This window comes from Vibrio nigripulchritudo ATCC 27043 (genome assembly GCF_000222685.1).
GTDB lineage: Bacteria > Pseudomonadota > Gammaproteobacteria > Enterobacterales > Vibrionaceae > Vibrio > Vibrio nigripulchritudo.
Window position 1 is genome coordinate 1 of sequence record NZ_AFWJ01000301.1, and the last position, 25,301, is coordinate 25,301.

Below are 25,301 nucleotides of genomic sequence, written 5' to 3' on the forward strand. Positions count from 1 at the left end.
AGGTAACGACAGCAATGATGTGGCTAAGGAAGTTCGGCACCATGTAACGGCGAATAATTTCAAATGGACTGTTGCCATCTAACCATGCTGCGGCGACGTACTCTTCACTACGAAGAGACATAAAGCGGCTTCGTACAACTCGCGCCATATCTGGCCAGGACACCAAACCCAGAATGATAGTGATAAGGAAATACTTGGTCAGAGAACTCCACTCTGAAGGCAGAGAAGCAGACAGCGCCATCCATAAAGGCAGTGTTGGAATGGACTTCATAAACTCGATACTGCGCTGAATGAAGTTATCGATCGCACCACCGAAGTAGCCAGAAATACCACCAATCAAAATACCCAGAACAAAGGTTGTAAATACCCCCATCAAACCAACAGACAGGGAAATTCGCGCACCGTAGATCAGGCGAGACAACATATCGCGTCCCATTCGGTCTGAACCTAGGATAAAGAAAGGCTGCTTTGGATTTTCAGGCACAATGAACTTGTAAGTCATTGGAATAAAACCCATCAGTTCATATTTTTCGGTTTTACCAAAGAACTCGAAGTACACCTTTTTGCTTTCATCCAGAGTGTAATGACGTTTCAGAGTTCGCATGTCGGTTTTACTCTTGTAAAACGCCAGATGCGGAGCCCAGCGCCAGCCATCGTCTGTGCTTTCAAACAGGCTTACAGACTGTGGAGGTGCATAGGTGTATCGACGCCAGTTTTCGCTTGGGTCAAACGGTGCGAAAAACTCGGCAAACATAGCGACAAAGTAAATCACCGCAAGGAACCAGATGCTGTACCACGCAAGTTTGTGCTGACGCAGCTTGATCTTGATAAGTTGCCATTGCGTGGCTGTGCTGAGATCCAATGGCTGCTTTTTCTTGCGGCTAAGCAGCTTTCCAAACCAATTCATAGTAGACGTTGTCATGATTAAAACTCCTTCGACACGCCAACGCGTACGCGGGGATCAACCCAGTACAGCAGCAGGTCAGAAATCAGGGTACCGATAATTGTGAGGATGGACATGATGAGCAAGACGTCACCCGCAACGTACATGTCTTGAGCGCGCAATGCAGAAAGCATCAGTGGTCCCAGTGTAGGAATGTTCATCACCTGACTAACAATGATGTCAGCGCCTAACAGAGCCGGTAGCATCCAGCCAATCGTAGAAACAATAGGAAGGATCGCGATGCGAACTGGGTACTTCATGATAAGTTTGGCTTCTGTCTGCCCTTTAGCTCGCGCAGTTTTCACATAAGGTTTTTTCAGCTCATCCAACAGGTTGGCACGCATGATTCGGATGATGCCCGCCAAACCGGCGGTTCCGACCACTAAGATGTAGATCCAGCTTCGGGATGCGGCATCCATAAACTTCGCCCATGACATTGGCTGATCAAGGAACTCTTCGGAATACAGACCGGAAACCACGGTATCAAAGCTGTAATAACCAATCAGAAGCGCGATGATGGCAATCACGAAGTTAGGCGTTGCCATACCAATAAAGCCAAAGATGGTCGCCACGTAATCGCCAAACGAATACTGGCGCAGAGCGGAATACATGCCGATTGGAATAGCCACTAAGAACTGAAACAGGAACACCGCCAGTGCCAGACACACTGTTGGCCAGATTCGTGGCTCTATAGTGTCCCAGACGGGTTGGTTGTTGGTGAGGGAGATACCGAGATCACCAGTCATAAGACCAATCATCCAGTTGGCGTAACGTTCAAGGAGAGGTTTGTCCAACCCATACATTTCCCTGAGCGTGTAAATCATTTCGGGGTCAACGGTTTGCCCCATGGACTGGAGCTCTGCAATTTTAGACGAGGCGAAATCGCCGGGCGGCAAGTCGATCACCGCAAACACGACAATGGAAACAGCGAATATGGTGACGAGTATCGACACCAGCCGTTTACCAGCAAACAGAAGAAAGCTGTTCATATTGTTCCTTAACTTCGAAACCTGTTGTGGCTAGGGTCTGACGACCCTGCTTATTATTCTGTAACCCAACCATTAGGCGTTGAGCATAGAAAACGAGTCTATGTGCACGTTGAAAAGCGTCCTTTCCCCTGTGCAATTTTATTAGAACGCACTAAATAATATTTTTGAAACGCTTTTTCATATTTTTGCCAATCACATCAGCAAAAATCTTGCGAAGCGTGATCAGCGCCAAATATTTCTATCAGTAACGAGGGATTCGAGGTGTGTTCTGTAAGAGGAAGGTCAAATATATTAGCAGTCTCGCTTTTACGACAAAATCTATCTAGCGAATGCTGTAAAACAAGTTGTGTACATTCCCGATACGGACTAATCAGGAACTACTATGAAAAAACTTACAATAATGTTTATCAGCGTCGTACTTTTGCTTGGCTGCACAAGCAATACTCAACAAAGTGGCTTGTCCGAAGTTCTGTTAACTAAGCCGTATACAGAAACTAAGAGCTTTCACTCTGTTATTCCTATTCTAACCATTGGAAACAAAATCCATCTGTATGCCAGCATCAATGGAAAGCGCTACAGCTTTATTCTGGATACGGGTTCGCCAACCATTTTAACCAAACAGGTTGCCGACGAACTTGGTCTGGAAGTCATGGATACCAACAAGGGAAGAGATGCAAATGGCAATCTCGTCTCGATGGATATTTCTATTGCAGATTCCATTGAAATTGGTGATGTGGCGTTTAGAAACGTTCCGGTCTTCATCTTTGATCCATCTGGTATTCCATCTGCTACATGCAATTTGGACGGCGGTGTCATCGGTGCAGAGATCCTGCCGCTTGCTGCATGGCAGCTCAACTTCAAAGACAGTGAAGTTGTAATCACCAGCGATGTACGAAAACTCGATTATACAAAGGGGGCAGCGCGCGCGATTTTGAAAAAATCCGGCTATCCCCATCACCCGATTCTGGAACACAGAATTAATGGCAAGTTTACCGACAACCTTATGTTCGACACTGGTAACACGGAAGTTTTGCAACTTAACCAGCTTGCTCTTGATCAGATGATCACCGACGGTGTGCTGTCAAACCCCAAAATTGAGGGACACGGCTCGTTTGGAGAATCTGCTGGCGGACAGGCAGAATCCACCGTGTATTACCAAACTCCAATTGAGAGCATGGAGGTTGGGGGCTGGAACTGAAAGACTTCCATGCCTGGACCCGTGCCACTCCACCCTCTCTGCTCGGCGCCAAGCTACTGGAGAACCACATCGTAACGCTCGATTACCCAAATAGAGATGCGTATTTCTATAAATTTCAGGAAAGGCGTAAAGAACGAACAAGTTGGGGATACAAAACAGCCATCAGTGAGCTAAATTCCCTTTACGTAAGTTTCCTGGAATCTCCTTCCCTTGCTGAGTCGGCAGGTCTTCAGCTAGGAGACCGGATTCTGAAAGTGAACTACCGCGATACCACCTATATTGATCCAGAAAAGCATTGCGAAATCTTACGCTGGCTACCTAACGCGCGTGACGGCGAAACGCTGGAACTCAAGGTACTGCGTGGAAACGCTCATGAGATCATAAAAATGGAAAGGTAGGTTTGTTTGGGGTTGTGGGGTGTAGAGAGCTCTGAAAACTATCCGATACTAAAGCACATACCCAAGTGATTGAAACAGCAATCACTTGGGTATTATTTTTACTGGGTCTGGGTTTGACGAATCGCTTTCTTCCAGCCTTTATAAAGTCTGGTTTGAGTTTCTCGATCCATCTGAGGTGAGAACACTTTGTCGATCTGGCGTTTGCCGTCCAGCTCCTGTTTGTCTTTCCAGAATCCCACAGCCAGCCCCGCCAAGATCGCTGCGCCTAATGCAGTAGACTCGGTCACCGAAGGACGAATCACTTTGGTGTGAACAATGTCCGACTGGAACTGCATCAGGAAATCATTGGCTACGGCACCGCCATCAACACGAACCTGATTCAGTTTAATACCTGCGTCTTCTTCCATAGCTTCCAGCACGTCCCGGCTTTGATAAGCGACGGATTCCAGAGTGGCACGAATAATGTGGTTGCGATTGGTTCCGCGCGTTAATCCAGTCAAGGTTCCTCTGGCATGCGGGTCCCAGTAAGGTGCGCCTAAACCGACAAACGCTGGTACTAAATACACACCATTCGCGTCTTCTACTTTTTCAGCAAAATATTGGGTATCGGACGCATCTCGGATCAAACCCAGTTCATCACGCAACCATTGAACGGTAGCTCCGCCCATAAATACGCTGCCTTCCAGCGCGTAGGCGATTTCATCCCCAATCTTGTACGCAATGGTGGTCAGCAACCCGTGTTTGGAATGAATGGCCTGATTCCCGGTGTTCATCAGAAGGAAACACCCCGTCCCGTAGGTATTCTTCACCATGCCTTTTGTGAAGCACTGCTGACCAATCATCGCAGCCTGCTGATCCCCTGCGATACCTGAAATTGGAATCTCAGAGCCTCCGCCTATGCTGGCATAGCCATACACTTCACTGCATGATTTCACCTCTGGCAGCATGCTGCGGGGAATGTTAAACAGCTCCAACAGCTTTTCATCCCACTCCAGCGTATGGATATTAAACAACATGGAGCGAGACGCATTTGAAACGTCAGTTACATGAGACTTACCATTGGTCAGCTTCCAGATAAGCCAGGTATCGACCGTTCCAAACAGCAAATCACCGTTTTCGGCTTTCTCTCTCGCGCCTTCAACATTGTCGAGAATCCACTGTATTTTGGAACCGGAAAAGTACGCATCAATAACCAGCCCTGTGGTCTTCTGAATGTATTCTCCCCACCCCTCGGCTTTAATAGCATCACAAGTTTCAGCCGTACGGCGGCACTGCCAGACAATGGCGTTATACACCGGATGACCTGTGTGTTTATCCCAGACAATGGTCGTTTCACGTTGGTTGGTAATACCAATTGCCGCTACCTGTTCGTTATCGATGTCCGACTGGGCAAGCACTTCGGTGAGAGAAGAACGCTGGGTTCCCCAAATTTCCATTGGATCGTGTTCCACCCATCCGGCTTTTGGATAAATCTGACTGAATTCGCGCTGGGTGGTACTCAGGATGTTGGCATCCTGATCGAAGATAATAGCGCGAGAACTGGTTGTTCCCTGATCTAAGGCAACGATGACTTTGTTGCGAACTTCCATGAGTGCTCCGTGTTCCTTTTTCATTACCATTCTTGAAAATTGATGTTCATTCTTCCATCAAATGTTCGTTTTCGCAATAAAACACTCAAAGGTTAATCGAGTGTAAATGAATAACTGTGAACTTGGTTAAACCTGACAAAAGTGTCACCCATACTTTATCCATATGACAATTCAAGGACAGTATTGATACTGTGACAAGCTCATAGACAATAAAATTTTGTTTATTTTTCACTCGACCCATCTATCAATATGTGTATATACTGCGCAATAACGAAAACAAACGAACATTTACGAAGGTAAAGATATGTCTACCCAAGCTGAATTCGATAAAACGGCTTCCGCTAATGAACACAATCCAAACAGAGAAGATTACGATGTTGTTGTCATCGGTGGTGGTATCAATGGCGTTGCTGTAGCAGCCGATGCGGCAGGTCGGGGGTTAAAAGTGGGGCTGTTCGAAATGTCCGATCTCGCTTCCGCCACTTCGTCGGCAAGCAGTAAGCTTATTCATGGCGGATTGCGCTATCTCGAACATTATGAGTTTCGTTTGGTGAGTGAAGCACTGGCAGAACGCGAAGTCTTATTGAAAAGCGCCCCCCATTTGGTTGCACCTTTACGTTTTCAGCTACCACACAGACCACACCTTCGCCCTGCATGGATGATTCGCACAGGATTGTTTCTTTATGATCACATAGGAAAGCGCGTTTCGCTTCCTGCCAGTCATGGAGTTAATTTTGGAGAATCCAGCCCGTTACTCCCTGAAATGAAAGCGGGCTTTGAGTATTCAGACTGCGCAGTGGATGACGCCCGCTTGGTGATTGCCAACGCTCAGTTAGCAAGCCAGCTAGGTGCAAACGTTGAGACACAGGCTCGCTGCACTGGCGCATCTCGCAGTTCTTCTGGCTGGGAAATCGATATCGAAAACACTCAAACCCATGTCGTCAAAACCGTATCTGCCAAAGCCTTGGTTAATGCCGCAGGTCCCTGGGTTGATCGATTCTTTGATCATCAACTTAGTCTGCCATCACCACGTGGAATCCGGCTTGTAAAAGGCAGCCATATTGTGGTGCCGCGCATGTACCCTGAAAATCACGCCTACATACTGCAAAACGAAGACAACCGGATTGTTTTTGTTATTCCGTATCAGGACAAATACTCGTGCATCGGCACCACGGATGTTGAGTATCAGGGCGATCCTTCTAAGGTCGAAATCAGTGATGACGAGGTGGATTACTTGTGTGACATCGTCAATCAGCACTTTGTCGAGAAAGTCTCTCCTGAAGATGTCATTAACACCTGGTCTGGTGTTCGTCCCTTGTGTGATGACGAATCTTCCGATGCACAAGCAGTAACGCGAGATTACACCATTGAACTGGACGACATGTTTGATGATGCCCCTCTGCTTTCAATTTTTGGTGGCAAATTAACAACGTACAGAAAACTGGGGCAAGCCGCAGTCAATAAACTGATTCCGTTCTTCCCTTCGATGAAAGCGCCGTGGACAAAAGAAGCAACGCTGCCCGGTGGAGACTTCATCAGCAGAGAACAGTTGGAGATTGCACTCAAAAATCGCTACCCATGGTTAGACGGAACTATCATCCGTCGCTGGGTAAGGTCTTACGGTACATTAAGCCATCGCATAGTGGAAAATCGTCGTTCAGTTCAGAACATGGGCATTGATTTCGGTCATGGACTGTATCAAGCCGAAGTGGACTACATGATTCAGCACGAATGGGCGGTCACAAGTGAAGATATTTTGTGGCGACGCTCAAAGTTAGGAATTGAGTTCAGTTCACTGGAAGTTGAAAAACTGGAGCAGTATTTAAACAGACACATCAGCGATTCAAACTTGCAGCATGCAGTCTGAGTCCACTCTATACCCAGTACGTAAACTGTCTGGGTATAACTGTCAGTGGGAAAAAGGGTCGGAACCGCTGTGCATTTCTCTTTCCGGAACTGGTTCTACGTATTCCACACAAGCCTGATTCGTCAGGCTTTTTGCCTGTTCTGGAGTAGCTTCTACAATAAGAACCTTATCGTGGATGAGCTCGTCGATTACCTTAATGCTTTCAGACGCCAAGCTTTGTTGCAATTCAGCTTTACAGCTTTTGACAAACTTCACGTAGTGCTTCATGGTCGCCTCCGTTTCATGGGCAATTGCAATAGAACCCACAATGGCTGCTGACATCAATACACCTATTACTCGCTTATTTTTCATTCGAGATCCTATTAAGAGAAAGTGCCTCCGAAGAGGCACTCTTAGGTATTACAAATCACATACGTGTGACCAGCTGTTGTCGCTGCCCGGGATAGAACGTGTCCACCAGTTTGCTTGATAAACTGCACCATTGTGAACCAGTTTGTCACCAGCACCTGCGTGGTTTGGGTTACCTGCCCAGTCAGCCTGAGGCCAGTTAGGGTAAACATTCAGACCAGTCGCATCACAAACAGCAGGATCTGGAATTGGCTCGCCGCCGTTACAGCCAAGATCTAGGTATTCTTTCGCTGCTACTGCATTCACCAAACCATGACCGGTACGGTTGTCGCGACCTGCTACATCCAGGTCAGTTGCCGTTGCGCTTAGCGCTTTACGAACCTGAGCGGCAGTACATTGAGGGTGGTAGCTCCATACCAGAGCAGCAACGCCCGCAGCGTGTGGAGCTGCCATAGATGTACCGTTGTAGTAGGCATAATCTTCACCTGTTGTCACGCTCACCGTGATTGGCTGGCCAGCCGCCGCTGCAAACTCCTGACCAAGAGTACGGTCAACCGTTACAGAAAGCAGTGGTGCTTCATTTTTCGCATCTACAACAAATGGATTTTGCAGACCAGTCAGTTCTGAGTTGCTGTATACGATAGCTGCAGATGCACCCGCGTCGTAACATGCTTTTACAGCATCGATTTCTGGACGAAGACCAGGACGCTGATTTTCAATACGCTCAACTACACAGACTTTGTTTTTCATGTCACCACAGACATATTTGCCTGTTGTCGTATCACAGACTGCGGCAGGAGCAGTTTGAGTACCTGATATTTTAGCTGGCTCGAATTTGTCCAATGCGTTTTTGATGTAACGGTTGTGAGGAACAATACCGCGGTTGAAGTAACTTTGTGCGTTGTACTCGATATCAGCAAGTACACCTTCGCCCATTGTAACGGTTGAAAGTACCGCCACACCCGGTGCTGCAATCTCTACCTGGTTGGTTGCCTGAGAGAAGGCCGCATGATCCAGCGCTGTATCAACAGCTGCAACCGATACCACTGAATCATAAGATGCAGGGTACTTGTGCTTAGTATTTCCGTCGTTACCAGCAGAAGCTATAAATAAGACACCATTATCACTATGGCGCTTAAACGCGGCTTTTTCCGTTACACTGAGCTTGTTTCCACCCAGACTCATGTTAACAACATTCGCACCATTACTGACACAAGTGTCCACTGCTTTAACCAAACCAGAAGAGTATGTCCAACCACTCTCACTAAACACTTTGATGATATGCAGATTCACGTTTTGGTTAGGCATTACACCTACAACACCTGTATTGTTCGCTACTGCTGCAATTGTGCCTGCTACGTGAGTACCATGAGCGTTTCCTGCTCCCGGAACGCTCCAGTCGCCAGTGCCTTTGTCGTTGGTACCTGTTACCTGGTTTGTCGCTAGATCAGTGTGCGCAAGATCGTAGCCTGAGTCGATAATACATACCGTTCGGTTACCCGCGTTAACGTCGGACAATAACGTTGCACCTACAGAGTCTTGACCCCATGGCGTGAGCTCACTGAGCAAGAATCGTGGTTGGTCAATTTCAACGTATTCTACGTCCAGATTATGTTGCAGAGCGCTTAGCGCAGCCTGGTCAACTTCGACACTGTAAACTGAGCTGTCACCTAATTTTTCTATTTGCTGTGCGTTAATGCGATCCAACACAGACTCTTGTACAATTCTTTCCCCAGCGAACTGGCTCAATCCCATTCTAGCTGGGCTTTCAGACATATTACTTTTAAATTTCACTAGATATTTAACAGGCAGCTCAGCTTCTGAAACCTGGGTGAAATTATCGGCTACAGCATAGCCAGATGTGAACATCGCCAAAGCCAATACGGTAGGCTTAAATAGCCCGACGTTCTTTCTGTTTAACTTAATCATTTACTCATTCCTTGTATTACGCATTTATGCAATTTGCTTTTTGGTGACCCGAATAGGTAACCATTCGAAAGCTGCCCTGCTATAAAACAATGCCTATAAATCGAGCAAATAATTTATAAATTAAAATTTATTGCAATGCATTGCACTCTCATTTGCAACACTTTTAGTTAACATTAAAAAATTAAACAGAATACCTTATAAATCAATATGTTAATAAGAAAATAATGACTATGTATGCATATAATAGTCATAAAATTTGTAATAAGAGGAGGAAATTAAGCCGCAATAAGAATCAGGATATCAACAAAAAACTCAATAAAAACAACCACAAAGATCACAACGTACTTATTATTTCAGACCACTTTCTCTCAGTCTTTTGTAAAGTGTATTTCGACTGATATTAAGCTCTTTGGCGGTTTTCGAAATATTGCGGTTCATTCGCTCATACGCCTCCAACCAGTCTTTTTTCTCTTCTACCGTGGTTTGGGATTGAAGACTCGTATTTACTGGCGCGACGAATGGACGAATATTGGAATCATGATTTGTTGAGCTCTGTACATCGGCTAAGAAATCATCCGGCAAGTCATCCACCTGAATCGCTTCCGGCTCTGCCATCGCGAGTGCAATCTGAATCACACTGACCATCTGTCGGATGTTGCCTGGCCAAGGGTGCGACTTGAACAGAGACAAAACCTCCATAGAAATTTGCCCTGGCTGGTCGCCACTAGAAAACTTACTCAATAAGTATTGGACCAAAGCGTCTTTATCAGTACGCTCGCGAAGCGGTGGCAACGTAATGTTCAAGCCCGATACGCGGTAGTACAGATCTTGCCGAAACTTGCCCGCTTCGACATCCTGCTTTAAATGTCGGTTGGTAGCGGACACCAATTTGAAATCCACTGGATATGAGGTCGTTGAACCAAGCGGGGTGACCTTTCTTTCCTGAAGCACGCGCAATAAACGCGCCTGCACATTGAGCGGCATGTCGCCCAATTCATCCAGAAACAACGTTCCTTTGTCGGCTTTGCGAATTAGACCGATATACCCTTTGGTGTGCGCGCCCGTGAACGCGCCTTTTTCGTATCCGAACAATTCCGATTCCACCAGTTCAGAAGGAATCGCGGCACAATTCACAGCAATAAGGGGGGCTTGTGAACGTTCACTCGAAAGGTGAAGCGCGTTTACGAACACTTCTTTCCCGACTCCGGTTTCGCCATTGATCAAAATGGGAATATCCGTGTTCAGTATCTTGCTGGCTTGAGTGATGGCTTTCGACAGCCTTGTATCGCCCATGTTCAGCCGTTCAAGATCCAGTACATCATCTTTCGAAACCGCTTTGGCAGCAGGTTTTGGAGCGTTGCGAAAATCCAGCGAGCGCCCTTGCGGGATCTTCGGTGGCATCACAATGCCATGGAAATTGAAGTTATGTTTGGATCTCAGAACCAGAGGAGTATAAGAAGGGTGCGCCAGTAATTGATCCATGCGTACGTCAAACAGCTGATCCAGATTTTGAAGAGCCAAATCGCACCCTAGCACCACTTCTGCCCGTCGGTTGGCAGAGACAATGATGCCTTGTTCATTGAACACCAACAGGCAGGACCATTGGCTATCAATGTTCTCTTCACTGGTATTAAACCAGAACAAGTGGTGATCCGAATTAAAGCGGGAAACAATCAGCTGGTTTTCAATAGCCTGAGACATCAGCTTCACCATGCCAAGCGTATGGGCTGTAGGCATGTAGGTATCACTCGATATCGCCAACACCCCTGTCATTCGGCGATCAGCGTCAAACAAAGGAGCAGCGGAGCCTGTCATAAATCGGTTGGAAGCAAGAAAGTGTTCATCATGGAAAATCTGAACAATGTTGCCTGTTTCTAAAGCCGTGCCAATGGCATTGGTTCCTATCAGTCCTTCCTGCCAATGCACACCGTGGCGAAAAACATGAGGCTGATTTTCCTGAAAGAACCGTTGCTCTCCCCAACTGTTCAGCACCTGTCCGTTGGTGTCAGCCAACATCACTAAGCAATTACTGTTAGAGAGAAGGTTGTCGTAAAACGGCAGCACTTTTTGCTGCGTCGTTTGCAGCAAACCATGGTGCTGATCGAGTGACGAGGTGAAGTCGGCGTCACTTGCCATTTCTATGACTGGCGTACTGGAATGCGCCAGCCCAGCATCGCGGCAGCGTCGCCACGAGCTTTCTATGATCGACTGGTGGGAACGATCATTATTCTTATATTCGTCCATGAAAACCACATATTACAGCTAAGCAATGCTCGAAAGAATGAGCGAAAAATGTTCGAAAACGAAAATACTGTTCAATCAGTGCTCAGCTCAAATTAGCACAAACTGAACACTTTGAACACATTTTGTTAACAAATGTGATCTCACACTGTTAAGGATAAAAAACTCAATATCTCATAAAGTTAAAGTGATATTTCTATTAATTCATTGTTTATAAAGGCGTTAGATTGTTTAAAACGCCGTTTATTTTCGTTTAACAACAAACTGGCACAGTTCTGGCAATAACGAACATTATCGAAAATTAGCATACCCAAAAATTTAAAGATAATTTCGAAGTTAAGGAGAACTTAGTGTCATTAACACTTGAGCAGGTAAGCAAATTGGTGGACAACGAAGTCCACATCAATGAAGCCAGCCTGACGTTCGAACCGGGCTCGTTTAACGTGCTATTAGGGAGAACGCTGGCGGGGAAGACTTCATTAATGCGGCTCATAGCCGGTTTAGATAAGCCCACTTCAGGACGAATTCTGGTCAATGGCGTAGACGTAACAGGCATGCCTGTGCGTGAACGCAATATCTCAATGGTGTACCAGCAGTTCATCAATTACCCCAACCTTTCGGTTTTTGAAAACATCGCTTCTCCGTTGCGCCTAGCAGGCATGGCAGACAAAGAGATTCAGGAGAGAGTACACGCCACAGCAGAAATGCTGCGAATTACAGAATACCTTAACCGTTTACCATTGGAGCTTTCTGGTGGTCAGCAGCAGCGTACTGCAATGGCAAGAGCTTTGGTCAAAGACGCCGAGATCATTCTCTTCGACGAACCGCTGGTTAATCTGGATTACAAATTACGTGAAGAACTTCGCCAGGAAATGCGCGAACTGTTTCAGACTCGTCACACTATCGCCATTTACGCCACAACTGAGCCTAACGAAGCATTAGCCCTTGGCGGAACCACGACCATTCTGCACGAAGGCAGTGTGATTCAGTCGGGCGTCACACCCGAGGTGTACCACAAACCCAATACCGTCACGTCTGCAACCCTGTTTAGCGAGCCCCCAATCAACCTGATGCGCGGAAAGGTAACAGACAGCGAAGTGTGTTTCGATGAAAAGGCTCACTTCCCTTTGAATCAATCTTTGAAGCATTTAGGACAAGGGGAATACATTTTTGGCGTGCGTCCTAGCCATTTGAGTTTGCTGCCGAAAAACGACGACGACATTGAATTGTCGGTTCAGGTTGAAGTGGCTGAAATCAGCGGTTCTGAAACCTTCCTCCACGTGTGCAACAACCACTTTGAAATGGTGCTGCACTTACCGGGGGTTCACAGTTACGACGTTGATGAATCGATCAAGATTTACATCCCTATTCATAAGTTTTACGTGTTTGGCATGGATGAACAGTTGATCCATGCCCCTAGTCATCATCTGTTGGGGTAATTGATATGGTTCAGATAACACTTAATGCCCTGGCGCATACATACGACAAAAAGAAAGGTCCCGATTCCACCTACGCTATCCAGGAAATGACGCACACCTGGCATCAAGGGGGCGCTTTTGCACTGCTTGGTCCTTCGGGGTGTGGGAAATCCACCCTGCTTAACATTATCTCCGGACTGATGAGCCCATCGGATGGCGAAGTGCTGTTTGACGGGGTGAAGGTGAACGACATTCCTCCACAAGACCGAAATATCGCTCAGGTTTTCCAGTTTCCGGTGATCTACGACACCATGTCGGTGTACGACAATCTGGCGTTCCCACTTCGCAATATGAAGGTGAACAGCGCCAAAATTCACTCAAAAGTGACCGAAATTGCTGAGATCTTGGAACTCACGCCCGTGTTGAAGAAACGCGCCGAGCACCTGACGGCAGATGAGAAGCAAAAAGTCTCCATGGGACGCGGACTGGTTCGCGACGATGTTTCCGCGATTCTGTTCGACGAACCACTCACGGTGATCGACCCACAGCTGAAGTGGAAACTCAGACGCAAGCTCAAGCAGATCCACCAGCAATTCAACATCACCATGGTGTACGTCACCCATGATCAGCTCGAAGCTTCTACCTTTGCCGACAAGATTGCCGTGATGTACGACGGTCAAATTGTGCAATTTGGTACGCCACGTGAGTTATTCGAAAAACCGAACCATACCTTTGTAGGGTATTTCATCGGCAGCCCGGGAATGAATCTGATTGAGGTGATTCCTACCGACAATGGCGTACGTTTCGACGATGTTGACCTGCCACTTTCTGCCGCTTTGAAAGAGAAAATTCAGGGTGCCAACACCCACAACATCAAAATTGGTATTCGCCCCGAGTTCGTTCATGTATGGGAGAAAGAAAACGACAGCGCAATCCGCTGCGACGTGTCCCATGTCGAGGACCTCGGCACCTATAAGATTCTGACGCTTAAAGTAGGCAAACAGGAAATCAAAGCTCGCTTGCAAGAAGATCAGCCCGTGCCAGCCAAGGTGGCTTACATCAGCTTCCCAGAACAATGGACCATGGTGTATCTGGATGAATTTTTGATTGGGGAGAGGGAAGACTAATGGACAAGGTCACCAATAACAAAGCTTGGTTTTTAGTGCTGCCCGTATTTCTTCTGGTGGCATTCAGTGCGGTCGTCCCATTGATGACGGTCGTCAACTACTCATTGCAAGACATCTTCGACGCCAACACCGCCTACTTTGTGGGAACGGAATGGTACAAAGAAATGCTCAACGACGAACGTTTACAAGGGGCGTTATTTCGCCAGTTTGGTTTTTCGTTTGCCATTCTTTTGATCGAAGTGCCTTTAGGGATTCTGGTGGCGCTGGCGATGCCAGCTAAAGGCAAAGGCTCAGTCTTTTGCTTGATCGTTCTGGCGCTGCCACTACTTATTCCACTCAATGTGGTCGGTACTATCTGGCAAATCTTTGGTCGTGCCGACATTGGTCTGTTCGGCTGGGCATTGAACAGCATTGGCATCAACTATAACTACGCAGGCAACCCTGTGGACGCATGGTTCACCGTGTTGCTGATGGACGTTTGGCACTGGACATCATTGATCGCGCTGCTGTGTTACTCCGGTCTGCGTGCGATTCCAGATGCTTACTACCAAGCAGCTCGAATCGACCGTGCTTCAAACTGGGCCATCTTCCGCTTCATCCAGCTTCCGAAACTGAAAAGCGTGTTGCTGATTGGTGTGCTGATCCGCTTTATGGACAGCTTTATGATTTACACCGAACCCTTCGTGTTGACGGGTGGCGGTCCGGGTAACTCGACCACCTTCCTCAGCCAGGCGTTGACCAAAATGGCGATCGGTCAGTTCGACATTGGTCCAGCGGCGGCGTTCTCCATCATCTATTTCCTAATCATCTTGCTGGTTTGTTGGGTGTTCTACACCGCAATGACGCACACAGAGAACAAGTAGAGGATTGAATCATGACTAAATCAAAACTATTCGGCCTCATTGCTTACGTGGTGTTTTTGCTGTTGCCGATTTACTGGCTGCTCAACATGTCGTTCAAAGAGAATCAGGAGATTCTGAGTGGCTTGAGCTTCTTCCCAGAGAACTGGACGTTCCGCAACTATCAGGTGATTTTTGAGGATCCCAGTTGGTACATGGGATACGTCAACTCAGTCATCTATGTGGTATTGAACATGATCATCACTTTGATTGTGGCTTTACCCGCAGCATACGCCTTCTCGCGTTATCGTTTTGTCGGCGACAAACATTTGTTCTTCTGGCTGTTGACCAACCGGATGGCACCACCAGCGGTATTCCTGTTGCCATTCTTCCAGCTTTATTCATCGGTTGGGCTATTCGATACGCACATTGCGGTCGCCCTAGCCCACTGCTTGTTTAATGTGCCGCTGGCAGTTTGGATTCTGGAGGGCTTTATGTCGGGTGTTCCACGCGAAATTGATGAAACCGCGTACATCGACGGCTACACCTTTCCGAAATTCTTTATGAAGATTTTCCTACCGATGATCCGCTCTGGCATCGGGGTAACCGCCTTCTTCTGCTTCATGTTCAGCTGGGTTGAATTACTGCTGGCAAGAACCCTGACTTCAGTGGATGCCAAGCCCATATCGGCGGTTATGACCCGAACGGTCAGCGCCTCGGGGATTGACTGGGGCGTGCTGGCCGCGGCAGGGGTACTGACGATTCTGCCCGGTATTTTGGTTATCTGGTTTGTGCGCAATCACGTGGCGAAAGGCTTCGCCCTCGGACGAGTTTAAGGAGAAACAACATGAACTGGATGGCTTGGACAACTCCATCAGCACTGTTTTTCACGGGGATCGCCCTGATCCTCGTCACCATGACGATTTTGGAAATCAAATACCCCTGTGTGGAACGCAAAGGTTTTTTGCCAATTTCCACCACCCGTGGGGATCGTCTGTTCATTGGTTTACTCAGCGGAGCCTTCATTCATTTGGGCTTCGTCGGGCTGAGTGAAATCAGTATTTGGGTGCCATTTGCAGTCTCTGTAGTTTGGCTATGTACCGTAATGAAATGGGGATAATGACGCTAAAAGCTACACATAAACATAACGTGAAATATATGAATAACAGGAGTTATTAGTAATGCAAAAGGATATGAAAAAAACATACTTAGGACGTTGTATGTCGCTGGCCATTTTGATGGCAGCGGTGTCACCTTATGCGAATGCCGATATGGCTGCAGCCAACAAATGGCTGGAGTCTGAGTTTACGCCATCTACGCTTTCTGTGAAAAAACAGCAGGAAGAGATGCAATGGTTCATCGATGCTTCAAAACCATTCAAAGGAATGGAAATCAACGTTGCATCAGAAACCATCACAACTCACGAGTACGAAGCGAAAGTATTGGCGAAGGCTTTCTATGAAATCACGGGTATCAAGGTTAACCATGACCTGATTCAGGAAGGTGATGTGGTAGAGAAGCTGCAAACCCAAATGCAGACGGGTCGTAATATTTACGATGCTTACGTCAATGACTCCGACTTGATTGGTACGCACTTCCGTTACGGTAAAGTGGTTCCTATCAGTGATTTCATTGCCGGTGAAGGTGCCGTGGTCACCAACCCAATGCTGGATCTCAAAGACTTTATTGGTTTGAGCTTTACAACAGGACCAGACGGTAAAATCTACCAGCTCCCAGACCAACAGTTTGCCAACCTTTACTGGTTCCGTGCCGACTGGTTCGAGCGCGCCGATTTGAAAGCCAAGTTTAAAGACGCTTACGGTTACGAGTTGGGCGTACCACTTAACTGGTCTGCGTATGAAGACATCGCTGAGTTCTTTACCGACAAAGTGAAAACCATCGATGGCGAGCCTGTATACGGTCACATGGATTACGGTAAGAAAGATCCTTCCTTAGGCTGGCGTTTCACCGATTCATGGTTCTCCATGGCCGGTGCTGGTGATAAAGGGATTCCAAACGGTCTGCCTGTCGATGAATGGGGTATTCGTATCGAAGGTTGTCAGCCAGTGGGTTCGGATGTCTCTCGTGGTGGTGCAACCAATGGTCCAGCAGCCGTTTATGCAACCACAAAATACGTGGACTGGCTGAAGAAGTATGCGCCACCAGAAGCACAAGGCATGACCTTTGGTGAAGCAGGTCCTGTTCCTGCGCAGGGTTCTATCGCACAACAAATCTTCTGGTACACCGCCTTTACTGCGGATATGACCAAACCGGGCTTGCCAGTGGTGAACGAAGACGGCACGCCAAAATGGCGCATGGCGCCTTCGCCACGCGGTCCATACTGGGAAGATGGCATGAAATTGGGCTACCAGGATGCCGGTTCCTGGACCTTCTTGAACAGTACACCACTTGATCGCCGCAAGGCCGCTTGGTTATACGCGCAGTTCGTCGTGTCTAAATCTGTAAGCTTGAAGAAAACGCTGGTGGGTCTGACGCCGATTCGTGAATCGGACATCAATTCGCAAGCGATGACTGATGCTGCTCCAAAACTGGGTGGTCTGGTTGAGTTCTATCGCAGTGATGCGCGTAAACAGTGGACACCAACCGGAACCAACGTGCCGGACTATCCGAAACTGGCGCAGCTATGGTGGCAATACGTGTCTGAAGCAGCAAGTGGCGAGAAGACCCCACAAGAAGCACTGGACGGCTTGGCAAAAGCACAAGACAAAGTCCTTCGCCGTTTAGAGCGCAGTAAAGCACAAGGCGAATGTGGTCCTAAGCTGAACCCAGAGAAAGGTGCAGAATACTGGTTAGCTCAACCGGGTTCTCCGAAAGCCAAACTGGCGAACGAGAAACCACAAGGCAAAACCATCGCCTATAAAGATCTGATCGCTTCTAAGTAATCGAGACAGATCGACCAATTTGCTTCTGGCTTAGGGAATCTGGAAGCAAACCAGCCAGCAATGTGTAGGGCATTGCTGGCTTTTTTGGTTCTAATAAACACGCACTCTTCAACAAAAGCAGCAAAATAGAATGTATAAAACCCGCTTCTCTTTATTTAACTGGGAGTTAGGTTGTAAATATATGGAAATACAGTAAAAAAAAGCCTTATCAATGGCATACTTTCCATCGATTTTTCAGGGAAATGAATTCGCCCTAGAATTTCAAAATTGACAAATAAATCAAATAACAACTTCAGGTATAAAATGAAAAGGCTTATTCAACTCACAATTATTTCTTCTATGTTACTGACTTCCAATGTAGCTCTTGCAAAGAGCTCTGGCTGGAGAGATATAAAAGAAATTGGTTGTCATCTGAATGATGGAACATGCTATGCAAACCTCGACGCTGCAGTGGGTCCGGCAAAATGTAATTCCACTTCCATCCGCTGGAACAAAGACAATGCAGCATCAGGAAAGGAAACTCTAAGTTTATTAATGACTGCGTCTGCTGCAGGGAAAAAAGTCAGATTCAATGTGGTGGATACGTGTTACGGCATTTATCCAACGTTCAATTACATAGTGGTCCAAATGCAATAAACGCGGCTTCCTAGAATAAGATTCTTGAATCCAATAAATATTCAACAAGCTAAGTTAGCTCTTGTTTCGATACATTGTTAAAAGCGCTAGTTAATTAGACACATAAAGTTACTATGATTAGAAATATTCTTCTTTTGTCTGCATCTCTATCATTTCTTGGTAGTGCATCCGCAGCTTCCTACTCTCAAGACACAAATACAGTAAAGAAAGTGTTCGCGAATCCGAATGGGGCAATTGCACTACAACTTGATGGTGGGTTCCCTAATGCCATCAGAGCAAATCAGTGCAGTAGAAATAACGGTTGGGCAGGGTTATCCAAGTCGGACGATGTTATTAAGTCAACCATTCTGACTGCAAAAGCATCAGGTATGAAACTTACGGTCACTATTGAGGGCTGTGAAGGGTCCTGGTTTAAAATCAAAGATTTGTATCTTCAATAAAAACGTTATTTGGAAAAGGATTATCAATAAGAACTTCTGTCGCTCTGGCAATGTTCACGCAAGGGAAAAGAAATGCGACCGTTTATACAAATGGTACAGTTGGATCATTCTGCCGTGTGATTCAATATGACCCGCATTAATTAGAGATTCAAAAGCGAGAGCCTGGCAGGGAAACTGCTAGGCTCTCTTTGTTAGCGCGCTACCACAACTCTCTAGCGGTCCGTTTTATGGATACGCCCCTGATATCTTGCTGGGTTAATTAACTCATCTATGGGCAGCACCGCTGCACCTAGTTGAGGTTTTATGTCAGTCGTCGCTCTTACTATTTTCGGCGGCTGAATGGTAAAATCTTCACCTAATTCAGTTTCTTCACTTATGGACGCCTGGATCTGATTGATAAGGCTGGAATGTAAAGTTCCACCAATCACAATGGCATCCGGGGCGAACGTTCGGGCTATCACCAAACAAAGCCACTTTATCTGCTCGGTAGAGCGGACAACCCATTTTTTAACGCAAGGCGTGTTCAGGTGTTCATCCGTCAGCTGATCCAGCCTCTCCAGTTCAATTCCTTCTTTGACTAGAGTATCCAGCAAATCCTGACCTGATGGTCTTTCCTTAGATTTCGGAAACAGCCCTGAGAATTCAGCGGCAACCTGACTGTGACCTAAATAGAGGCTTTGATCGATAATAGCCGCACCACCGATACCATAAGATAGCCAGATATAGCAGTAGTGCTGGTGCGATTTGCAGGCACCATAGTAAAGCTCGGCAAGGCAGGCGGCTTTCGCATCATTGATGTGATAGACGGGAAATTCAAAATACTGGGCGAGATCGTTTCTAAAATCTATCGACGGCCAGTCGGCAAACTGCTGAGTTTTTAATGTGCGCCCCGGCGTATCGGTATGTTGCCCGGGATAGCTGACGCCGCACCCCACCACTCGGGAAATATCACTGCCAGACTGCTCCAGTTGTTGATGAATGCTCTGACTGGCCTTAGTCAAAATGGTATGAAAATCCCTGTTATCAATGGAAAACTGCTCTTCCGTGATGATATTTCCTTCTAGATCTGCCACGCAGGTATACAAGGTATCCGGGTCAAAATACACGCCCGTCGTGAGCAGACTCTCTGATTTGAGCTTTAGCAATTTAGAGGGGAACCCTTTTTGACCCTTTTTAGTCGGATCCGGTATTTCCTCCATCACACCATGCTCAAGCAATTCACTGGTTAATCGGGTAATTGTTGCTGGCGTCACACCCAGCTCTTTGGTCAGAGTAGCTCGCGTCTGAGGACCATATCGTCGGATGTGTGCCACAATCCGTCGAATATTCAACTTTGCAAAAATGTTTACAACCACTCTTTGTTCCATTCACTTCATTTTATTGGTTTTTTAGATCATCACACTGATCCCCCCCATGCGAAAACAAAATTCAGAAAATTTGATCAACTTCAAAACAAATTAAGCTGTTCATTTTTTATCCTCTGGATTAATTTACATTGTGTAAATTAATCACTAATATCAATTCTAACAATAAGGAAATCGACGCAGAGAGGGAGAAACAATATGCGTTTAAGTAAAAAAATAACATCCAGAATACTGGTTGCTGCAATTGTGGGAATTGCTTCATTTGGCTCATATGCTGCTGATGTAATTACGGTTTACACCGCCGCACCTCAGAAATTTGTTGACGCTTTAGTGCCAAAGTTTGAGAAACAGACAGGTATTGAAGTGCAGGTCATCAAAGCTGGCTCAGGTGAACTGCTGAATCGCCTGACCGCAGAAAGTGACAAGCCCGTCGCCGATGTTTTGTGGAGTGTTGACGGCACGGTCATCGACTTTAACCCAACCCTATTTAGCCCGTACAAATCGGTGCATGCTGAAAACCTCATTCCGGGTTTGGTTAAAAGTGATATGTGGTCGCCCTTCACTGCCGTTGTCATGGTGTTCATTGTTAACGAAGCAAAGCTGAAAGGTCTGCCCGTACCGGCAAGTTGGGAGGATCTATCTAAACCCATTTACAAAAGCTTAATTTCATCAGCAAGAGCCGACCGCTCTGGGTCTGCATTTATCCAGTATGCGACGGTTATGCAGATCTATTCTGTGGAAGAACAAGCCGCTCTTATCTACAAAGGTGCACTGAAAAATTTCGTCCTCTCCAACAGCTCTGGTGCGGTTCCTCGATTTGTTAATGACGGCGAGTCCCCTATTGGCATCACGTTAGAAGATGCGGCACTGCAATACAAAGAAGGGGGGGGTCCGGTAGAAATCGTTTACCCATCTGAAGGCACTGCACTGGCACCCGATGCCATTGCGAAAGTTGCGAGTAGCCCAAATGGCGCAGGTGCTGAAAAGTTCATCGACTTCATTCTTTCAGAAGAAGGTCAGAAAGTCGTTGCTTCTCTTGGTCGCCGACCTGTGCGTACCGATGTGGAATCCAACCCACTTCTTATTCCGTTAGAAAGAGTTCCTGTCATGGATTACGACTTTAAGTGGGCAGCAGATAACCGCTCACGCCTTGTCGAAAACTGGGCAGACTGGGTCTTAGACGTTCAGTAAAGAATCCAGATTAACCTTTTAGAAAACGACTTATTAAGCAGTGGCTTGAAGCAGAGCCACTGTATTTTTTAGCCAGATTACAGAGGTGATGAAATGGCAGCCGTACAAATTAACGGAATAAGAAAGCAGTATGGTGACGTTGTCGCATTGTCAAACATTAATATTTCGATTGAATCGGGTTCCTTTTACACACTACTAGGACCAAGTGGGTGTGGAAAAACTACCCTGCTCCGCACCATTGCAGGATTTCACCGCCAGAATTCAGGGACAATCGTTGTCGATTCACACTCAATCGAGAACGAACCAGCGCACCAACGCGATGTTGGTATGGTATTTCAGGATTACGCCGTCTTCCCTCATTTAAGCGTTGAAGACAACGTCGCGTTTGGTTTGAAGCAGCGCAAAGTTGCAAAAAACGAAATGAAAAAGCGCGTAGAAGACGCATTGAAAATGGTTCAGCTCTCTGAGTTTGCCAAACGCATGCCACACGAACTCAGCGGAGGACAACAGCAACGTGTAGGGCTTGCCAGAGCAATTGTCATCAACCCAACGGTTTTGCTTATGGATGAACCGCTTTCTAATCTGGACGCAAAACTCAGGGTAGATCTGCGTGCCGAGCTCAGAAAAATTCAGCAAAAAATGGGAATGACCACGGTATATGTTACACACGATCAGGAAGAGGCACTGGCCATGTCCGATACGGTTTGTGTGATGTACAAAGGGATCATTCAACAGGCAGCGCCACCGTTCGAAGTTTATAACCGTCCGGCGAATCGCTTTGTTGCCAACTTTGTTGGTGGAAACAACTTTCTTAGAACCTCCAATCAAGGTGGTCTCATCTCATTGAGCAGTGCAGATAAAGTGATAGGTGACTATCCTGCTGATGCTGATAAATCGATGGAAATCGTCGCCGCTGTTCGTCCCGAAGCGATCTCTTTACACGCAACCTCCCCTTCTGAACACACTTTTGATGTAAAGGTCACGGTCGAACAAATCAGTTTCATTGGTAGAGAAATGGAAGTGCATGGCAAAACGGCTGACGGAGAAATACTAAAAGCGGTTACCCGCCCAGACGAAACCATTATGAACATCAAAGAGGGAGACCAAGCCTTCATGTCTTTTGACCAAGAAGACGTCTCTTTGTTTGAAGATTCAGAAACTGGGAGAAGATTGCAATGAATACTCCTCGCATTGCGGCGCCACAGGGAATAACCAGCCTGTTTCCTAAATTCCGTCAACTGGATTTCTGGTCGTTTGTTTCCATCGTCACCGTCGCCATCTTATTCATCCTATTGATACTGCCCATCTTTAGCGTGTTTGTAGTGAGCTTCTTCGATGCCAATACAGGGGCATTTACACTCGACAATTACATTAAGGTTTTCACTAAAAATTATTACCTGACTGGGTTAAAAAATTCACTTTACGTAGGCTTTATGGGAACTCTGGGTGCGTGTTTACTGGGTGTACCTCTGGCCTTTTTTACCGCCCGTTTCCACATTTGGGGAAAACAGTTCATCTCAACATTAGCCATTCTGGTATTGGTAGCGCCGCCGTTTATCGGTGCTTATGCGTGGATTATGATGTTTGGATCAAACGGTTTTGTGACCAACTTCTTCGCTCAGTTTGGCATAGAAACCCCTACCATTTACGGAGCGGGTGGGGTGATTCTGGTGTTCACACTCAAGTTCTTCCCCTTTGTGTATCTGATGACACAAACGGCACTCAAATCGGTCAATAAGTCTTTCGAAGACGCGGCAGAAAACCTTGGGTGCAATGCGCTTGAACGCTTCTTCAAAGTCACTCTGCCATTGGTTTTCCCTGCGGTAAGTACGGGAGCCATCATCTGCTTTGTTCTTTCTATTGCCGACTTTGGTACACCTGCGATCTTAGGCCGTGGATTCAGAACACTTTCAACCATTGCGTATTCGGCTTATACCTCTGAACTGGGCGGAAAACCGACCATGGCTGTGACCATTTCTTTGGTCATGATGGCTATTTCTATGCTGGCTCTTCTGGCACAGCGAAAGATTCTGGCAAAACGCAGATACGCCAGTGCTCTTACCAACAGACCCGTCGTCAGCAAGTTAAAAGGCATACAAAACGTATTAGCGCACGTGTTCTGTTATGCCGTCGTACTGGTCGCTATGCTGCCTACCATGGTGGTGGTTTATACGTCCTTCCTGCAAACCAATGGTCCCGTCTTTACCGGAGGGTTTGGTTTACAGAGCTATGCTCGGGTTATCAGCGATGCGCCGGAAGCGATAGTGAACAGCTTCTCTTTCGCGCTGGTTGCCGTCGCACTTATCGCGATTTTCTCGGGGCTGATTTCTTACCTGATTGTACGCCGGGACACCAAAACATCCGGCATGATCGACTTGCTGATGATGGTGCCATATCTGGTCCCCGGGGTAGTGATCGCCATTGGTTTTGTTACTACGTTCAGAACCGGATTGTTTGACCTGACCGGAACCGCCGCGATCATCATTATGATCTACTTTATCAGGCGACTTCCCTATGGCGTTCGTTCCACGACAACCAATCTGAGACAGATTAAGCCTTCTCTGGAAGAAGCAGCCATTAACTTAGGTGCAAACCCGTTAAAAGCGTTTGTGACCGTCACTGTTCCTCTCATCCTGCCCGGGCTAATTGTCGGGTCACTGATGAGCTTTATCACCGCAATTAATGAGCTGTCATCTACATTAATTCTCTATAACTCAGGAACGGTAACCATGCCGATCAAAATCTACATATCGGTATTAGACGGGGAATTTGGTATTGCAGCAGCACTCTCGACCATTCTTCTGGTGAGCACTGGGCTCTGTGTTTACACGGTTTTCCGTTTCTCAGATGACAGCGAATCATCGTTTGTTTAAGTATTTCACCAACAGAGTTTAACTATGAACATAAATGCCTTTTCACGTTCGAAAAGTCGGAACAATAAAAAGCCGGGGGATGACGCTATGCTCATCGTTCCGGGAAACATTATCGCGCTGTTAGACGGTGCAACCGACCCTTTTGCCAGTTTTAAAGAGGGCGGGGAAAGTTCCGGAAGATACGCGTCCAACACAGTTGCGGCGATTTGCGCAGAACTTTTCAGTGACAAGGCATTTAGGGAATCATCCGCAGAATTTATTCTGCGGAGCATTTCCGAAAGATTCACGGAGTGTATGTCCAACCACAAATTTGTGCATTCCCCGTCAACGACCCTATCAATGGTAATTTTTCTGGAAGACGCTCTGCGCATTCTTAATGTTGGGGATTCTGGGGTTCGGGTAAATGGTACCGACGTTTATTGTCACCACAAGCCTATTGATTCCGTCGCAACTACCACAAGAATTGCCATTCATCACAGACTTAAGGACGTATTTCCAGACTCGGATACCTTAGAGAAAGTCACACGCCGGCTCTCTTTCCACGGTATTGAATGCGGGTTAAGCGACCAGATCATCAACAAAAAGGATGTCGATAACATCTTGGCAAGAGTACTCGATCAACACAGCAAAATTGCTTCGCATGAGGATCTAGAACGATTTGTTCTTAAAGGTATTGTCAGCCAAAAAGTGTATGCCAATAACGGCGAGCACCCTCTAGGATTCAGCACACTGGATGGCAACTTGCCTTTAATGAATGATGTCATTGATACCACTCTGAGTATAGAAAGCGTGCGGACACTGGAGCTCTTCAGCGATGGGTATCTGACCATGCCAGAGGGAACAAAAGTGTCAGATTGGGAAGAAGAGTATGCACGGGTAGAACAGCTCGATTTCGCTAAGGTTTCTGACTTTGAAAATATTAAAGGGTCAACTTCCGAAGAATTTTTCGATGACCGCTCGATTATCTCTCTGGAAATGACCACACCTTAAACCTCTAGGTCCTTCCCT

Annotated in this window: 22 protein-coding genes; 15 read left to right on the forward strand and 7 right to left on the reverse strand. The window is 46.7% G+C overall.

The genetic code is table 11. The annotated features are described in order from the left end of the window. A partial coding sequence (locus RH89_RS24740) for an ABC transporter permease (RefSeq protein ID WP_004408019.1) occupies positions 1-922 on the reverse strand: 922 nt, incomplete at its 3' end. Positions 923-924: 2 nt separating this feature from the next. Continuing rightward, complete coding sequence (locus RH89_RS24745) at positions 925-1,932, reverse strand: ABC transporter permease (RefSeq protein ID WP_004408021.1); 1,008 nt, start codon at positions 1,930-1,932, stop codon at positions 925-927. Between the two features lie 382 nt (positions 1,933-2,314). On the opposite strand from RH89_RS24745, the gene RH89_RS24750 reads away from it, so the two are divergent. Continuing rightward, positions 2,315-3,130, forward strand: a complete 816-nt coding sequence (locus tag RH89_RS24750) for a retropepsin-like aspartic protease (protein ID WP_004408022.1) — start codon at positions 2,315-2,317, stop codon at positions 3,128-3,130. A gap of 68 nt (positions 3,131-3,198) precedes the next feature. Next, positions 3,199-3,528: a PDZ domain-containing protein gene (locus tag RH89_RS30625; RefSeq protein WP_341871778.1), complete on the forward strand. Its 330-nt coding sequence runs from the start codon at positions 3,199-3,201 to the stop codon at positions 3,526-3,528. Between the two features lie 98 nt (positions 3,529-3,626). On the opposite strand, the gene glpK is transcribed toward RH89_RS30625, so the two are convergent. Beyond that, on the reverse strand, positions 3,627-5,117 hold the full coding sequence (glpK, locus tag RH89_RS24755) for a glycerol kinase GlpK (RefSeq protein WP_038147304.1): 1,491 nt from the start codon (positions 5,115-5,117) through the stop codon (positions 3,627-3,629). Between the two features lie 304 nt (positions 5,118-5,421). On the opposite strand from glpK, the gene glpD reads away from it, so the two are divergent. Further along, the gene (glpD, locus tag RH89_RS24760; RefSeq protein ID WP_004408029.1) at positions 5,422-6,984 is read left to right on the forward strand and encodes a glycerol-3-phosphate dehydrogenase; all 1,563 of its coding nucleotides are present in this window, start codon (positions 5,422-5,424) and stop codon (positions 6,982-6,984) included. A 42-nt stretch (positions 6,985-7,026) separates the two neighbouring features. Here the strand turns inward: glpD and RH89_RS24765 are convergent, their stop codons facing one another. The 3 genes from RH89_RS24765 to RH89_RS24775 all read right to left on the reverse strand — a co-directional run bounded on the left by RH89_RS24765 (position 7,027) and on the right by RH89_RS24775 (position 11,505). Continuing rightward, positions 7,027-7,335 carry a hypothetical protein gene (locus tag RH89_RS24765; protein ID WP_004408031.1) on the reverse strand — a complete coding sequence of 103 codons (309 nt, stop codon included), beginning with the start codon at positions 7,333-7,335 and terminating at the stop codon, positions 7,027-7,029. Positions 7,336-7,383: 48 nt separating this feature from the next. Further along, positions 7,384-9,261 (reverse strand): S8 family serine peptidase, encoded by a 1,878-nt coding sequence (locus tag RH89_RS24770; protein ID WP_004408033.1) that lies wholly within the window; start codon positions 9,259-9,261, stop codon positions 7,384-7,386. 348 nt (positions 9,262-9,609) lie between these two features. Then, positions 9,610-11,505 carry a sigma-54-dependent Fis family transcriptional regulator gene (locus RH89_RS24775; RefSeq protein ID WP_004408034.1) on the reverse strand — a complete coding sequence of 632 codons (1,896 nt, stop codon included), beginning with the start codon at positions 11,503-11,505 and terminating at the stop codon, positions 9,610-9,612. A 347-nt stretch (positions 11,506-11,852) separates the two neighbouring features. Between RH89_RS24775 and RH89_RS24780 the strand changes: the two genes are divergently transcribed. From RH89_RS24780 to RH89_RS24815, 8 genes are all read left to right on the forward strand, one after another. After that, positions 11,853-12,941, forward strand: coding sequence for an ABC transporter ATP-binding protein (locus RH89_RS24780; RefSeq protein WP_004408035.1), 1,089 nt, complete (start codon positions 11,853-11,855; stop codon positions 12,939-12,941). 5 nt (positions 12,942-12,946) lie between these two features. Continuing rightward, positions 12,947-14,047 (forward strand): ABC transporter ATP-binding protein, encoded by a 1,101-nt coding sequence (locus RH89_RS24785; RefSeq protein ID WP_004408037.1) that lies wholly within the window; start codon positions 12,947-12,949, stop codon positions 14,045-14,047. Continuing rightward, positions 14,047-14,910 carry a carbohydrate ABC transporter permease gene (locus RH89_RS24790; protein ID WP_004408038.1) on the forward strand — a complete coding sequence of 288 codons (864 nt, stop codon included), beginning with the start codon at positions 14,047-14,049 and terminating at the stop codon, positions 14,908-14,910. The genes RH89_RS24785 and RH89_RS24790 overlap by 1 nt, the downstream gene beginning before the upstream one ends. Before the next feature lie 11 nt (positions 14,911-14,921). After that, on the forward strand, positions 14,922-15,722 hold the full coding sequence (locus RH89_RS24795) for a carbohydrate ABC transporter permease (RefSeq protein WP_004408039.1): 801 nt from the start codon (positions 14,922-14,924) through the stop codon (positions 15,720-15,722). Positions 15,723-15,733: 11 nt separating this feature from the next. After that, positions 15,734-16,006, forward strand: a complete 273-nt coding sequence (locus RH89_RS24800; protein WP_004408040.1) for a DUF2160 domain-containing protein — start codon at positions 15,734-15,736, stop codon at positions 16,004-16,006. A gap of 61 nt (positions 16,007-16,067) precedes the next feature. Then, a complete protein-coding gene (locus tag RH89_RS24805; protein ID WP_004408041.1) occupies positions 16,068-17,789 on the forward strand; it encodes an ABC transporter substrate-binding protein in 1,722 nt (573 codons plus the stop codon). Between the two features lie 303 nt (positions 17,790-18,092). After that, the gene (locus tag RH89_RS24810; protein ID WP_004408042.1) at positions 18,093-18,425 is read left to right on the forward strand and encodes a hypothetical protein; all 333 of its coding nucleotides are present in this window, start codon (positions 18,093-18,095) and stop codon (positions 18,423-18,425) included. 113 nt (positions 18,426-18,538) lie between these two features. Beyond that, entirely contained in the window at positions 18,539-18,865 is a 327-nt protein-coding gene (locus RH89_RS24815) for a hypothetical protein (protein WP_004408043.1), read from the forward strand. 212 nt (positions 18,866-19,077) lie between these two features. Here the strand turns inward: RH89_RS24815 and RH89_RS24820 are convergent, their stop codons facing one another. Next, positions 19,078-20,220 carry an ROK family transcriptional regulator gene (locus tag RH89_RS24820; RefSeq protein WP_206536152.1) on the reverse strand — a complete coding sequence of 381 codons (1,143 nt, stop codon included), beginning with the start codon at positions 20,218-20,220 and terminating at the stop codon, positions 19,078-19,080. A 207-nt stretch (positions 20,221-20,427) separates the two neighbouring features. Between RH89_RS24820 and RH89_RS24825 the strand changes: the two genes are divergently transcribed. From RH89_RS24825 to RH89_RS24840, 4 genes are all read left to right on the forward strand, one after another. Beyond that, positions 20,428-21,420, forward strand: a complete 993-nt coding sequence (locus RH89_RS24825) for an extracellular solute-binding protein (RefSeq protein WP_004408045.1) — start codon at positions 20,428-20,430, stop codon at positions 21,418-21,420. Between the two features lie 93 nt (positions 21,421-21,513). Further along, the gene (locus tag RH89_RS24830; protein ID WP_004408047.1) at positions 21,514-22,599 is read left to right on the forward strand and encodes an ABC transporter ATP-binding protein; all 1,086 of its coding nucleotides are present in this window, start codon (positions 21,514-21,516) and stop codon (positions 22,597-22,599) included. Further along, on the forward strand, positions 22,596-24,293 hold the full coding sequence (locus RH89_RS24835; protein WP_004408048.1) for an ABC transporter permease: 1,698 nt from the start codon (positions 22,596-22,598) through the stop codon (positions 24,291-24,293). The genes RH89_RS24830 and RH89_RS24835 overlap by 4 nt, the downstream gene beginning before the upstream one ends. Before the next feature lie 24 nt (positions 24,294-24,317). Continuing rightward, the gene (locus RH89_RS24840) at positions 24,318-25,283 is read left to right on the forward strand and encodes a protein phosphatase 2C domain-containing protein (protein WP_038147307.1); all 966 of its coding nucleotides are present in this window, start codon (positions 24,318-24,320) and stop codon (positions 25,281-25,283) included. Positions 25,284-25,301 lie beyond the last annotated feature (18 nt).

Excerpts from the sequence above, each read along its gene's own strand:
- RH89_RS24745 (WP_004408021.1), bottom strand. The coding sequence starts at position 1,932 with ATGAACAGCTTTCTTCTGTTTGCTGGTAAACGGCTGGTGTCGATACTC.
- RH89_RS24750 (WP_004408022.1), top strand. The coding sequence starts at position 2,315 with ATGAAAAAACTTACAATAATGTTTATCAGCGTCGTACTTTTGCTTGGC.
- glpK (WP_038147304.1), bottom strand. The coding sequence starts at position 5,117 with ATGGAAGTTCGCAACAAAGTCATCGTTGCCTTAGATCAGGGAACAACC.
- glpD (WP_004408029.1), top strand. The coding sequence starts at position 5,422 with ATGTCTACCCAAGCTGAATTCGATAAAACGGCTTCCGCTAATGAACAC.
- RH89_RS24765 (WP_004408031.1), bottom strand. The coding sequence starts at position 7,335 with ATGAAAAATAAGCGAGTAATAGGTGTATTGATGTCAGCAGCCATTGTG.
- RH89_RS24770 (WP_004408033.1), bottom strand. The coding sequence starts at position 9,261 with ATGATTAAGTTAAACAGAAAGAACGTCGGGCTATTTAAGCCTACCGTA.
- RH89_RS24775 (WP_004408034.1), bottom strand. The coding sequence starts at position 11,505 with ATGGACGAATATAAGAATAATGATCGTTCCCACCAGTCGATCATAGAA.
- RH89_RS24785 (WP_004408037.1), top strand. The coding sequence starts at position 12,947 with ATGGTTCAGATAACACTTAATGCCCTGGCGCATACATACGACAAAAAG.
- RH89_RS24790 (WP_004408038.1), top strand. The coding sequence starts at position 14,047 with ATGGACAAGGTCACCAATAACAAAGCTTGGTTTTTAGTGCTGCCCGTA.
- RH89_RS24795 (WP_004408039.1), top strand. The coding sequence starts at position 14,922 with ATGACTAAATCAAAACTATTCGGCCTCATTGCTTACGTGGTGTTTTTG.
- RH89_RS24800 (WP_004408040.1), top strand. The coding sequence starts at position 15,734 with ATGAACTGGATGGCTTGGACAACTCCATCAGCACTGTTTTTCACGGGG.
- RH89_RS24805 (WP_004408041.1), top strand. The coding sequence starts at position 16,068 with ATGCAAAAGGATATGAAAAAAACATACTTAGGACGTTGTATGTCGCTG.
- RH89_RS24810 (WP_004408042.1), top strand. The coding sequence starts at position 18,093 with ATGAAAAGGCTTATTCAACTCACAATTATTTCTTCTATGTTACTGACT.
- RH89_RS24815 (WP_004408043.1), top strand. The coding sequence starts at position 18,539 with ATGATTAGAAATATTCTTCTTTTGTCTGCATCTCTATCATTTCTTGGT.
- RH89_RS24825 (WP_004408045.1), top strand. The coding sequence starts at position 20,428 with ATGCGTTTAAGTAAAAAAATAACATCCAGAATACTGGTTGCTGCAATT.
- RH89_RS24830 (WP_004408047.1), top strand. The coding sequence starts at position 21,514 with ATGGCAGCCGTACAAATTAACGGAATAAGAAAGCAGTATGGTGACGTT.
- RH89_RS24835 (WP_004408048.1), top strand. The coding sequence starts at position 22,596 with ATGAATACTCCTCGCATTGCGGCGCCACAGGGAATAACCAGCCTGTTT.
- RH89_RS24840 (WP_038147307.1), top strand. The coding sequence starts at position 24,318 with ATGAACATAAATGCCTTTTCACGTTCGAAAAGTCGGAACAATAAAAAG.